Raw genomic sequence first — 12,823 nt, forward strand, 5'->3', positions numbered from 1 at the left:
GCGCCACAATCGCCGGACCTTTCTCCGGTCGGCGTCGTGCCCTGCAAGCTCCCCTCCTCCGCACTCGCGTGGGGCCTCGCCGCCCTCGCCCCGCTGTGCGCGGCGCAGCAGCCCGCGCCGGAGGCTGAATCCTTCCGGCTGCCGCCGCTGCGCGAGGCGGGCCGGGCGCTCGGCCCGATCGAGACCTTCGTCTTCGAGGGCGCCACCGTCGTCGGCGACGCCGACCTGCAAGCACTCGCGCGGCCCTACACGCAGCGTCCCGTCACGACGGCGGATCTCGAAGAGCTGCGGCTGGCGATCACGCGCCTGCTGATCGAACGCGGCTTCGTCACCTCCGGCGCGGTGATTCCGGAAGGCGCCTGGCGCGACGGCCGCTTCCGCTTCGTCATCGTCGAGGGCCGCCTGCTGGCCGTGCGGGTGCAGGGGCAGGAGCGCCTGCGCGAGGGCTATGTCGCCGAGCGGCTGGTGCACGGGCCGAACGAGGTGCTGAACATCAACCTGCTGCAGGACCGCTTCCAGCGCCTGCTCGAGGACCCGCTGATCGCGCGTTTGAATGCGCGCATCGTGCCGGGTGCCGCGCTGGGCGAGGCGGCGCTGGAAGTCGAGGTGACGCGCGCCCGCCCGTACAAGCTGGCCCTCTTCGCCAACAACCACCGGCCGCCGTCGGTCGGCGAAGGCGCCGGCGGCGTGACCGGCGCGCTGTGGAACCTGACCGGCCTGGGCGACGTCGTCGACGCGACCGCGCTGGCGAGCCGCGGCTCCGAGCGAACCAACGTCGGATGGAGCGTGCCGCTGCCGCTCGTTGGTGGCAGCTTCGGCCTGCGCCATGACCAGGGCGACGCCAGCGTGATCGAGGAGCCGGTCGCCAGCATCGATATCGTCAGCCGGGTCAAGAGCCTGGACGTGAGCTTCACGCGCGCGTTCTTCGAGACACTCAACGATCGCCTGACGCTCGGCCTGGTGTGGACGCAGCGCGAGAACCGCACGACCTTGCTCGGCGAGCCGTTCTCGTTCACGCCGGGCGAGCCGGACGGCGTGTCGCGGCTGCACGCGTGGCGCTTCTCGCAGGACTACACGCGGCGCCAGCCGGGTCAGGCGCTGGCGCTGCGTTCCACGTTCACCTGGGGCCGCACGAACATCGACACCAGCGTCGATCCGGCCGCTCCGGCACGGCGTTATGCGTTCTGGCTCGGCCAGGCCCAGTTCGCGCAGCGGCTCGGTGTGCTGCCGGGCGCGCAGCTGGTGCTGAAAGCCACCGTGCAGCACAGCCGCGACCGGCTGCTGCCGCTGGAGCGCCTGGCCGTCGGCGGCGTCGCCAGCGTGCGCGGCTATCGCGAGAACCAGCTGGTGCGCGACTCGGGCGCCATCGGCACGGTCGAGCTGCAGATGCCGGTGATCGGCACGGCCGAGTCCGAGCCGCGGGTGATCCTGGCGCCGTTCATCGATGCCGGCAGCGCACGCAACCGTGGCGAGCGCACCGAACGCATCGCTTCCGCCGGCGTGGCACTCGATGCACGCTTCGGCGGCGGCTGGAGCGTCGAGCTCCAGGCGGCGAAGAAGCTGAAGACGCCGGCCGTCGCCAGCCACGGCGCGCTGCAGGACCGCGGCGTTCACGTGCAGATTCGCTACGAGGTCTTCTAGCAGGAGGGCTCCACCATGCGTTTGCGCCCGCTCACCCTCGTGATGTGCGCCCTGCTCGCCGCGCTGCCCGCGCAGGCCAAGGACCCCGCCGCGCTGATCGACCACGGCACGCAGCTGCGCCGCAGCGGCGATCTGCAGCGCGCCAGCGAGCACCTGCGCGAGGCCCACGCCCGCGCGGCAGAGCCGGCACTGAAGGCGCGCGCCGCGGCCGCGCTCGGCCTCACGCTGTACCAGATGCGCCGCACCAAGGAAGCCGAGCCGCTGCTGCGCGAGGCCTACGAGCGCGCCGGCACCCCGGCCGAACGCGCGCCACTGGCCAACGACCTCGGCAACGTGATGCTCGGCCTGCGCCACGACGACGAGGCGCGCCGCCTCTACCTCGAAGCCCAGCGGCTGGCGCCGGGCGACGCCTCGCTGCAACTGAGCACCGCCTTGAACCTGGCCCGCCTCACGGCGCCCGGCGCGCGCGGTGACGCCTTGCGCGCGGCCGCCACGCGGCTGCCCACGATCGCCGATGCGCGCGAGCGTGCCGGCTATGCCGCGAACCTCGGCATGCAGGCACTCGGCCTCGGCGCCGCGGGCAAGCCGCTGGCGTACGAGTCGCTCGCACTCGCCCGCGCGCTGGCCGCCGGCCTGGCCGATGCGCGCCTCGAAGCCGAAGCGCTCGACGGCCTCGGCCAGCTCTACGAAGCGGAGCGGCGCATCGACGATGCGTTGCGCCTGACCGACGATGCCGTGTCACGCGCCCAGGCGGCCAACGCGCGCGACCTGTTGTTCCGCCTGGAATGGCGGCGCGGCCGCCTCTTCAAGGCCGCGGGCGACACCGATCGCGCCGTCGCCGCCTATCGCCGCGCCGTCGAGCACATCGAGGCGGTGCGGCAGGACATCCCGATCGAGTACGAGGACGGCCGCTCGTCGTTCCGCGAGACGCTGGAGCCGATCTACCTGGGCCTCGCCGAGCTGCTGCTCGCCAAGGCCGATGCCGCGGCCGGCGCGGCGGCACAGCAATACGCCCGCGAGGCGCGCAACGTGGTCGAGCTGGTCAAGCGCAGCGAGCTCGACGACTTCCTCGGCGAGCGCTGCACGGTGGAATCGGCGCGCTCGCTCGACGCCGGCGTGCTGCCCAAGGGCACGGCAGTGGTCTATCCGATCATCTTCGCCGAGCGGCTGGAGATGCTGGTCGAGACGGCCGACGGGCTGCAGCGCCGCTCGCAGGCGATCGATGCCGACGACCTGCAGAAGCTGGTGCTGGGCTTTGCCGACAGCCTGCGCCGCCAGCGCCCCTACGAAGCCGCGGCCGGCGTGTTGTACGACCGACTGCTGCGCCCGCTGGATGCCCTGTTGGCGGAGCAGCAGATCGACACGCTGGTGATCGTGCCCGACGGCGTGCTGCGGCTGCTGCCCTATGGCGCGCTGCACGATGGCCAGCGCTTCGCGATCGAGAAGTACGCGGTGGTCACCGCGCCGGCACTGAGCCTGACGCGTGCCGCGCGCAACCGCCAGGCGAATCCGCGTTTGCTGCTCGCCGGCCTGTCCGAACCCGGCCCGGTGGTCGACCAGCTGCCGCGCTGGGTCCTGGAAGCCCTGGGCGGCACGGCCACCCGCACGCTGACGCGCCAGGAAACCCGCGAGGCGCTGGCGCTGCCCGGTGTGAAGCAGGAAATCGATAGCCTGCGCCAGCGCCTGCCGAGCGACGTGCTGCTCGACCAGGCCTTCACGCTGGCGCAGTTCGAGCAGCGCTTCGCGACCGGCGACTATTCACTCGTGCACATCGCCTCGCATGGCGTCTTCAGCAGCTCGGCCGCCGAGAGCTTCCTGCTGACCTACGACGGCCTGCTGACGATCGACGGCCTGCAGCGCCTGCTGCGCTCCGAGAAGCTGCGCCGGCAACCGATCGACCTGCTCGCGCTGTCGGCCTGCCAGACCGCCGAGGGCGACGACCGCGCGCCGCTGGGGCTGTCGGGCGCGGCGCTGAAGGCGCGCGCCGGCAGCGCGCTCGGCACGCTGTGGCCGGTGTCCGACGCCGCGGCGATGCAGCTGATGTCGCGCTTCTATGCCCGCCTCGGCGAGCCGCAGATCAGCAAGGCCAAGGCCTTGCAGCAGGTGCAGCGATCGCTGATCGCCGAACCCGCGTTCAATCATCCGTTCCACTGGGGCGCCTTCATCCTCGTCGGGAGCTGGTTATGAGTGCTCGATCCGAGCGCCGCGGCCGCGTCACTGCGGCGTTGGCGGCGATGCTGTTCGCCGCGCTGCCCGGCGGCGCCGAGGCCGGCGCGCTGACGGACGGCAGCTGGGGCCGCACGCCGCAGGCCTTCAGCGGCCAGTTCACGATTCCCGAGAGCGTGGGCCGGCGCGCCGGCAGCAACCTCTTCCACAGCTTCCAGCGCTTCGGCATCGAGGCCGGTGAATCGGCGACCTTCACGACCGCCACGCCCGCGCTGAACAACGTGATCGCGCGGGTCAGCGGCAGCGAGCCGTCGGGCCTGTACGGCACGCTGCGGCTGTCGGCGGCCTCCGGGAGCCGGCCGAACTTCTACCTGATCAATCCGAACGGCGTGACCGTCGGGCCGGGCGCGCGCATCGACGTGCCCGCCGCCTTCCACTTGAGCACCGCCCACGAGCTGCGTTTCGCCGATGGCACGGTGTTCGGCGCCGGGCGGGGACCCGACAGCACGCTGACGGTGGCCGCGCCCGCGGCGTTCGGATTCCTGGGCGCCGCCGCCGCGGGCGCGGTGCGCCTGCTGCCGGGCGCGCGGGTGAATGCTTTCCTCGACGACCGCGACATCGACATCACCGCCGGATCGATCGAGTTGGACCGCGCCGCCATCCACACCGAAACCGGCGTGCTGCGGCTGCTCGCCGCCGGCGCTGAAGGCGCAGCGATACCGGTCGATCCGCGCCAGGCGGCGCCCGAGCGCAGCCTCGGCGGCAGCATCACGCTGCTGGGCTCGTTCGCCAGCACGGCAGAGGGCCGCGTCGCCGTGCAGGCCGGCACGCTCGAGCTTCAATTCGCAGCGATCACTGCGATCCCCGTGCTGCAGGCCGCCGGCGCGGTCGACGTGCTGGTGCGCGACGCGCTGCGCCTGCAGGACTCGCGCATCGCTTCGCACATGGCCTTCGACAGCGCGGCCGCGGGGCCGCCGGTGCGCGTGCGCAGCCTGGGCTCGATTGCCATCGGTGGCGAGGTCGGCGGCATCCTGACGACGACCTCGTCGGCAGCGCCGGCCGGCGACATCAGCGTCAGCGCCGCGTCGATGAGCGTGAGCGGCCAGACCGCCATCGCCAGCTTCACCCAGGCCCTCGGCAACGCCGGCAACATCGCCGTCGACGTCCAGGGGCCGCTGCGGATGACAGACAGCGGCGGCGTGTTCTCGCAGGCCCTGGCCGGCGTCGATGCGCCGGACCTGACGCGCTTCGGCGCCTCCGGATCGGTGCAGGTGAAGGCCGGCGCGCTGACGCTGGACGGCACCGGCGCGACCCTGCCGCCCAGCATTTCCAGCGACTCCACCTTCGTCGCGACACCGGCCGGCGCGGTGACCGTGCTCGTCGACGGGCCGCTCGTGCTGCGCGGCGGCGGCAACATCACCAGCTCGGCCACCGCCCATCCGGGGTTCGCGCCGATCGCCACGCAGCGGGCGGGCTCGGTGTCGGTCAAGGCGCAATCGATCCTGATCGACACCGCGAGTGACGACGCTTTCCCCTCCGGGATCTACAGCGACTCGCTGGGATCGATGGAGCCCGGTTCACTGGCGCACGGCCCGGGCGGACCGGCGGGTCGGGTGCAAGTGGAAGCGCGCGACATCACGATCCTCGGCGGTGGGCCCGCCGGCATCTCCGCCAACACCTCGGGCCCCGGCGCGGGCGGCACCGTCTCGGTCACCGCCGAACGGATGCTGCTCGACGGGCGCGAGCAATGGCCGGCGTCGATCTCCAGCACGACGCTGGGCGCCGGCGACGGCGGGGTCGTGACGGTGCAGGTCGCGGAGCGCCTGACGATGGTTCGCGGCGGCCTGATCCAGGCGCTGTCGGCCGGAACCGGCCGCGGCGGCGCGATCACGGTCGAGGCCAGGACCCTCCTGATCGAGGGCAGCGGCCCGCAAGGCCTGACGACCGGCATCCTCGGCACCTCCGTCGGCCCGGGCGCGGCGGGCGACATCACGGTCCGGCGCGCGGAGCAGGTCTCGCTGCTGCGCGGCGGCGTGATCAGTGCCAACGCCCATGCCGAAGGCCGTTCGGGCGCGATCCGCATCGAGACGCGCGATTTGTTGATCGACGGCCAGGGTGATCCGCTGACCGGCATCCGCAGCCGCGCGACAGCCACCTCCACCGGCAAGGTCGGGCAGATCGTGGTGGCCGCCAGCGGCGCGGTGCTGCTGACCGACGCGCCTCAGGCGATGACGATCAAGAACGAATCGCTGGAACCGGACCTGACCGCCTTGACGCCGCAATCGATCAGCGTCAGCGCGCAGCGCCTGCAGATGGACGGTGCGAGCCTGATCGCCTCGTCCAGTGGCAGCGCCCCCGGCAATGCCATCGACGTGCAGGTGCGCGAGGACATGATCATGCGCAACGACGCGCGCATCCTCACATCCGCGCAGAACGGCAACGGCGGGCCGATCAGCGTCTCGGCGCAGCGCTATCTGCTGATACGCGACGCGCAGATCGAGAGCTCGGTGCTCGGCGCCTTCAACGGCAATGGCGGCAACATCCGCGTCAGCACGCCCGTGCTGGTGCTGGACAACGGCTCGATCCAGGCCAATACCGCCGCACCGCGCGCCAGTGGCGGCGACATTCGCATCGAGGTTCAGGCGCTGCTGTCCAGCGGCAGCGCGCTGCGCGTCGGCGGCACGGAACTGATTCCGTTCGATCCGCGCGGCGCGGGCAGCAACGTGATCCAGGCCGCGGCGCCGGAAGGCCTGTCCGGCAACATCCAGATCGCCAGCCCCGCGCTCGACCTGGCCGGCAGCCTGAAGACGCTGGACGCCCAGGTGCTCGATGTCGGCCTGATCGGGCGCGACATGTGCGGCATCGGCTACGGCAGCTCGCTGGTGCGCGCCGGCCGCGGCGGCTTGCCGGGCTCTATCTCCGATGCGGTGCGGCCGGCGCGCTGAGCGGCGCCCGGCAGCTCACCCGCCGCGGAACTGCACGCGCCGGTTGTCGGGCGCGAACGGGTCGGCGCCTTCGATCGGCTGGCGCTCGCCCAGGCCGACCTCGCGCATGCGCTGCGCATCGATGCCGTGCCGCTGCACCAGGTACTGCTTGACGGCGGCTGCGCGGCGGCGTGACAGCTGCTGGTTGTAGTCGTCGCTGCCGCTGGCGTCGGTGTGGCCCTCGATGACCACGCGCCGGCCGGGCGGCAGCAGCTTGATGCCTTCGGCCAGCGCGTCGAGCTGGCCCCGCGCCTCGGGCAGGATGGCCGTCGAATCGAATTCGAACTGCACCGGCAGCGACAGCGCGCTGGCCGGCGCCGCCGACGCTTCGTAGTCGGCCGGTCCGGCCACCGGCGGGGCATCGCCCGCTGCGGCGTCCAGCAGCCGGATCGAGCGCGTGCGACCGCGCTTCGAGGCGTCGGTCGACAGGATCTCGCGCACCTGCTGCGGATCGACGCGCTGCCCTTCGCGGAAATGCAGCGTGGTCTGCGCCGATGCGCCCATGGCGGCGGACAGGATCAGCGTGGCCAGCGCCAGCAGGCGCCAAGGCCCGCCGGCGCGGACGACATGAAGGACATTGGACGGACGCAGCATCCCGATCTCCCCAGAACCGACGTAACGGACGACGGGCATTGGGTTGCGGCGGGGCGCGATCCGGTTCAATCTTCCGCCCATGTTCGCCTTGCGCATCCTCCGCCGGCCCGACAGCGCTCCCGGCGGGGTGGATCTGATCGCGGTCGGCCCGGCCGGCGCGACGATCGGCCGCGCGCAGAACTGCGAGGTCGTGCTGGAAGATCCACTGCGGCTGGTTTCACGCCACCACGCGTGGATCGCCGCGGAAGCGCACGGCCAGGCGCTGCTGCGCTGCCTCAGCACGATCTCGCCGATGACGGTGAACGAGGAGCGGCTGATGCCGAACCACGAGCGGCTGGTGCGCCCCGGCGACCGGCTGCGGATCGGCGGCTTCGAGCTGGCGGTCGAGTGGGTGGGCATGCCGACGCTGGTGCCGCACAACGATCCGCTGGCGACGACGGTCGCCGCCGTTCCGAATCCCGGTCCGGTGCCGTACGCGCCGCCCGCGCCACCCGCGCCGCCGCCGGCGCGCCTGGACCGCTGGTTCGACCTGGAAACCGTGCCCGACCCGCTCGGCCCCGAGTCGCCGCTGCCGGCGCTGCGCGATCCCTCGCTGCCACCCGGCGCGGCGGGGCGCCCCGGGCCACAGCAGGACGCGGTCTGGCCGCCGACGCTGCTGATGCAGCGCCCACCTCCGGAGAGCCTCGCGGCGGAGGCGGCCGCTGCCGCGAGCGCCGACTACCAGGCGCTGCGGCAGGCCTTCCTGCACGGCGCCGGGCTGGACCCGGCGACGCCGTTCACGCTCGATGCCGTGACCCTCGCGCACCTCGGCGCGCTGCTGCGCGCCTCGACCGAAGGCACGCTGGAGCTGCTGCGCGCCCGCGCGCTGACCAAGCGCAACCTGCGTGCCAAGGGCACCGGCGTCACGGCACGCGAGAACAACCTGCTGAAGTTCGCGCCCGACGTCGGCGAGGCGCTGAAGCTGCTGCTCGAGCCCGCCGGCCGGCCGGGCTTCCTCGGCCCGGTGGAAGCCGTGCGCGCGGCCAACCACGACCTGCAGGTGCACCAGCTGGCGATGGCCGCGGGCATGCGGGCGGCCATGCTCGACCTGATCACGCAGCTCGGCCCGGCCGCGATCGAAGCCTCCGCCGATCCGCCGCAGGGCGCCGCCCGCGTGATGCCCGCGCTGCGCGAGGCGCAGCTGTGGCAGCGCCTGCAGCAGGCGCACGCGCGCCTGGTCGAGCACCTGGACGACACCTTCGACAGCGCGTTCGGGCGCGAATTCGTGCGGGCGTACGAGGCGTTTGCGGCGCAGGCGGGCGGCGAGCCGCCGGCGGAGGGGGAGTCGGCGCGGCACTAGGCGAAGCGCCGGCGGCACCGGGTCCCGCTACGTCAGAACAATCCGCCCGCGCCAGATCCCGCCGAATCCCAAGCCAGGATCCCGACCAATCCAACGGCTCCAGCGCCAGCGGGCTGCACCTGAACATCCGACAGCACCGTGCCGTCGGCAAACTTGAATTGCTCGACACGATGCGCGCTGCCGAGGTACCAGTCCTTGATCAATAGCGTGTCGGTGGTGCCATTGATCGTTGCCTGCAAGTCGTTGCCGACGCGAGAGAAGGCGATGTCGCTCGTTGCGATGTTGGCGCCGAAGAGCACCGAATCGACGATGCCGGCGGTGGCATCGTTCTCCTGGACGGTGTCGACCTGGTTCCCGCGCTGGAAGGCATACGTGTCGGCGCCGGTACCGCCCGCCAAAGTGTCGTTGCCGGCCGCGCCGTCCAGCGTGTCATTGCCCGCCCCACCGCTCAGGACGTTCGCCGCGACGTTGCCCAGCAATGTGTTGTTCAACGCATTGCCGGTGCCATTCACCAGGCTCGAACCGATCAGGGTGAGGTTCTCGAGGTGATTTCCGAGCGTCCAGGCAACGGCCGATAGAACGACATCGATTCCTTCGTCGGCGTTCTCCGTTACCACGTCAGTCGCCACATTAACGACAAAGGTGTCGTCGCCAGTGCCACCCAGCATCGTGTCGTTGCCTGCAGCTCCGTCGAGCATGTCATTGCCGGAACCACCATTGAGCGTGTTGTTTCCACTGTTGCCCGTCAACATGTTGTCGAGCGCATTGCCAGTGCCATTGATCACCGACGTGCCGGTCAAGGTCAGGCGCTCGACGTGGTTCGCGAGCGTCCACGTGATGGCCGATTGCACGAGGTCGATTCCTTCGTCGGCAACTTCGACCGTCGTGTCGGCTGCGTTGTCGACGACGTAGATATCGTCACCCGTGCCGCCCGTCATCGCGTCGGCCCCGGTCCCGCCGTTGAGCGTGTTGGCGCCGGCATTGCCCCGGAGCACATTGTTCAGCGTATTGCCGGTGCCGTTGAGCGGCGCACTTCCCGTCAGCGTCAGGTTCTCGACGTTCGTCGCGAGCGTCAGCGTGACGCTGGACTCGATCGTGTCGTTGCCCGCGCTCGCCGCCTCGGTCACGACGTCGGCGCTGATGTCGACGATGTAGGTGTCGTTGCCGGCCCCGCCGATCATCGTATCGTTGCCTGCACCGCCGTTGAGCACGTTGTCGCCTGCATTGCCGGTCAGCTTGTTTGCGAGTCCATTGCCCGTGCCGTTGACCGCCGCCGTGCCGGTCAGGGTCAGGTTCTCGAGCTCGGCGCCGAGCGTCCAGCCGAGGCTTGTCGTGACGAGGTCGACACCGCCACCGGCCGCTTCGATGATCGAGTCGCCTGACGCATCGACGACGTAGCTGTCGTTGCCTGTCCCGCCACTGAGCACATCGTTGCCGGTGCCGCCATCCAGCACGTTGGCGCCACCGTTGCCGGTGATCGTGTTGTCGAGCGCATTGCCCGTGCCATTGGATGACCGAACGGTGTCCGTACCGGCGCTGCTGCCCTCGATGGCCTGGTCGGCCGTGGCGTCGATGACGTACGCGTCGTTGCCTGCTCCGCCCGTCATGCGATCGTTGCCGCTACCTCCATCCAGCGTGTCCGCGGCCGCGGACCCATTGAGCGTGTCGTTGCCGGCCAAGCCCCGCACAAGTCCGCCGTTGGCAGACGCTTGAAGAACGTCGTCGCCCTCGGTGCCGAGCACCCCAGCGATGGCAGACTGGATCGCCGCCAGATTCCATACCGTAGCGTCAGCGAACTCGAACTTCAGGCCTGTCGGATCCCAACCGCCGTGAAAGCCGTCCAGCGTCGCCGTCGAGGCAGTCGCGGAGTGCTCGATGCGCAAATTGGGGCCCACGGTCCACAAGGTGAGGTCCGTCGGCGCAATGCCGGTTCCGAAACGCAAGGTGTCGCCGCCGACGAGCCAGAAGTACGCATCCTGACCCCAGCCGGGGGACAGCAGAATCAGCTCCGGGTCCGAGGTGGCGTTGACGACATCGTTGCCCGGGCCTGCATCGACGGTATCGCCGCCGCCTTCGACGTAGATCGTGTCGTCGCCGATACCGCCGCGGACCACATCGGCGCCCGGGCCATCGCGCAACTCATCGTTGCCGGCGCCACCATCGACAACGTCGTCGTCTCCGTCGCCGAACAGCCGGTCGTTGCCGGCGCTTCCGGACAGGGTGTCGTTGCCGGCACCGCCACGCACCAGATCGTCGCCGCCCAGCGCATCGATCACGTCCGGACCGGCTGTGCCGAGCAGCTCGTCCGGACCTTCGGACGCGGCAGTCGACACCCGGCTTGCCACGTCGTCGTAGGTCCAGACGGTGCCGTCCATGAAGCGCACGCCCGTCAGCGGCCGCTGCGACGAAGTGAACTCTTCCACCAGCACGCTGTTCTCGGTGCCGGACACGGCCAGGCGGATGACGCCGCCTGGGATGGCACTGACCTGGATATTGGCCGGCGTGACGCCGGTGCCAAATTCGATGACGGCGTTCCTTGCGGCGACGCGGTCGCTCGAAAACTTGATGGCGTCGTTGCCAAAGTCACCTTCGAAGCGGTAGACGACATGACCATTGCCGGCATACAGCTCGTCGTTGCCGGCGCCGCCAATCAGGATGTCGGAGTCGCCCCCGGAGCTGATGCCGTTCTGGGTGGACGACGAACCGCCCACGGCGTAGAGCTTGTCGTTGCCGTCGCCACCGAGCAGTGTGTCGGACCCGGCAAGGCCGCAGATTTCGTCGTCACCCGCGCCACCTGTCACTCAACGCCGTCTCGAACCTCGAGCCTGAACGAAGCGTCACCGAACATGTGATCCCCGCCGTCGCCACCGAACAGGATGTCGTCGCCTCCATCGCCGTCGACGAGATCGTCGCCATCGCCACCATCGATGACGTCGTTGCCGTGGTCCGCCGAAAACACGAAGTTATCGGCGATGGGCGGGTCCGCGTAGGTGTACTGCTCCGGCGAAAGGAACAGGAGACTGAGGTAGTTGTCGCCCGAGAGTTCGTCGTTTCCAGCACCCCCTGGGCCGTGGCGTCAAGCTGCAGCTGCTGGGAACTGCTTGCCGTCGTCGTGGGCGACCAGTTCTTAACGATGATCGAGTTGCCCTTGTTGGCGCCCGAGAAGGTGATGACGAGCGTGTCGCTGGTGCCTTCCCGGATCAACTGGTACCGCACGCTTCCGTCATCGCTCTTCCAGACGCCGCCAAGCCCCGGCGCCTTCCGGCCGATGGGTAGGCCTCCTTGAAACCCGGCGACCTCGAACTGGCCAACACCATCCCCGTCGCGAACCGTGTCGACACCCCATCCAGTGGAGAACACGTACGTGTCGGCGCCGTTCCCGCCGTCGAGGAAGTCATTCCCCTTCCCGCCATCGATGCGATTCGCACCGCTTCCACCGAAGACGTAGTCGTCGCCTTCTCCAGCCTCGACGTTCCCGTTTGCGGAAACAATGAAGTCGGCGCCTTTGTGCACATTACCGGCGTTGTCGGTCGTCTGGCCGGTACCCCGGACCGTGCCACCACCGCTGAAGTCGTAGATCAGCGTGTCTGCAAGGATCTGCCCACCCACGAACTCCTTCTCCCACACCTTCACGCCGGCAAGTGCCGCCTGCTGTCTCGGCGCGGGGTCGTCCTTGGCGATTCCGCCAGGGGAAAGATTGGCCGTGAAGATGTCCGTGAGCTGCGTAACACCCGCACGATTCATGCACTCGGCAACGAATCCCACGCAGTTGAATACGATCTTCCCGGGTAGCGTGATCAGTGCGCCGGGCGCGGCATAGTATCTGAGCGTCGTCTGGTCGAAAGGCTTGCTGGCATCCGCGGCGTCGATCGCATTGAGTTGCGTGACGTAGGCGCGCAGAGCAGCAACCTGGGCTTCGCTCACGGATATTCGTTTCTCGAACGTCCACTCATGGTCACTTTGATCCATGGAGACATGGCCGCCGACCGGAAGTACATCGCCGGCTCCCTTTGTCCCATCCGGCATCCAGCCGAACACCTCGGTGTTGCCGCTCGGGTCCGTGATGGTGACCATCGCGTGCCCGAAGTTCCGGAGAATG

At 70.1% G+C, this 12,823-nt stretch carries 7 protein-coding genes and 1 pseudogene; 4 read left to right on the top strand and 4 right to left on the bottom strand.

Annotated elements, in window-relative coordinates:
* Positions 1–36: 36 nt before the first annotated feature.
* From HLB44_RS09275 to HLB44_RS09285, 3 genes are read left to right on the top strand one after another with little or no spacing between them, the layout of a single operon-like run.
* Positions 37–1,641 (top strand): ShlB/FhaC/HecB family hemolysin secretion/activation protein, encoded by a 1,605-nt coding sequence (locus tag HLB44_RS09275; protein WP_173122308.1) that lies wholly within the window; start codon positions 37–39, stop codon positions 1,639–1,641.
* Between the two features lie 15 nt (positions 1,642–1,656).
* Complete coding sequence (locus HLB44_RS09280; protein ID WP_173122309.1) at positions 1,657–3,828, top strand: CHAT domain-containing protein; 2,172 nt, start codon at positions 1,657–1,659, stop codon at positions 3,826–3,828.
* Positions 3,825–6,752 carry a two-partner secretion domain-containing protein gene (locus HLB44_RS09285; protein WP_173122310.1) on the top strand — a complete coding sequence of 976 codons (2,928 nt, stop codon included), beginning with the start codon at positions 3,825–3,827 and terminating at the stop codon, positions 6,750–6,752. The genes HLB44_RS09280 and HLB44_RS09285 overlap by 4 nt, the downstream gene beginning before the upstream one ends.
* Before the next feature lie 15 nt (positions 6,753–6,767).
* On the opposite strand, the gene HLB44_RS09290 is transcribed toward HLB44_RS09285, so the two are convergent.
* A complete protein-coding gene (locus HLB44_RS09290; protein WP_173122311.1) occupies positions 6,768–7,385 on the bottom strand; it encodes an OmpA family protein in 618 nt (205 codons plus the stop codon).
* A 79-nt stretch (positions 7,386–7,464) separates the two neighbouring features.
* Between HLB44_RS09290 and tagH the strand changes: the two genes are divergently transcribed.
* Complete coding sequence (gene tagH, locus HLB44_RS09295) at positions 7,465–8,724, top strand: type VI secretion system-associated FHA domain protein TagH (protein WP_173122312.1); 1,260 nt, start codon at positions 7,465–7,467, stop codon at positions 8,722–8,724.
* Positions 8,725–8,756: 32 nt separating this feature from the next.
* On the opposite strand, the gene HLB44_RS09300 is transcribed toward tagH, so the two are convergent.
* The 3 genes and pseudogenes from HLB44_RS09300 to HLB44_RS38335 all read right to left on the bottom strand — a co-directional run.
* A complete protein-coding gene (locus tag HLB44_RS09300) occupies positions 8,757–11,525 on the bottom strand; it encodes a calcium-binding protein (RefSeq protein ID WP_173122313.1) in 2,769 nt (922 codons plus the stop codon).
* Positions 11,522–11,683, bottom strand: a complete 162-nt coding sequence (locus tag HLB44_RS38330) for a hypothetical protein (RefSeq protein WP_425500800.1) — start codon at positions 11,681–11,683, stop codon at positions 11,522–11,524. The genes HLB44_RS09300 and HLB44_RS38330 overlap by 4 nt, the downstream gene beginning before the upstream one ends.
* A 416-nt stretch (positions 11,684–12,099) precedes the next feature.
* Positions 12,100–12,798 (bottom strand): annotated as a pseudogene (locus HLB44_RS38335) (hypothetical protein); the annotation flags it as partial.
* Positions 12,799–12,823: the final 25 nt, after the last annotated feature.

The sequence above is a fragment of the Pseudaquabacterium terrae genome (assembly GCF_013266755.1).
GTDB lineage: Bacteria > Pseudomonadota > Gammaproteobacteria > Burkholderiales > Burkholderiaceae_C > Pseudaquabacterium > Pseudaquabacterium terrae.

What these genes read in the sequence shown, in the direction of transcription:
- HLB44_RS09280 (WP_173122309.1), top strand. Translation starts at nt 1,657, where the DNA reads ATGCGTTTGCGCCCGCTCACCCTCGTGATGTGCGCCCTGCTCGCCGCG.
- HLB44_RS09285 (WP_173122310.1), top strand. Translation starts at nt 3,825, where the DNA reads ATGAGTGCTCGATCCGAGCGCCGCGGCCGCGTCACTGCGGCGTTGGCG.
- HLB44_RS09290 (WP_173122311.1), bottom strand. Translation starts at nt 7,385, where the DNA reads ATGCTGCGTCCGTCCAATGTCCTTCATGTCGTCCGCGCCGGCGGGCCT.
- tagH (WP_173122312.1), top strand. Translation starts at nt 7,465, where the DNA reads ATGTTCGCCTTGCGCATCCTCCGCCGGCCCGACAGCGCTCCCGGCGGG.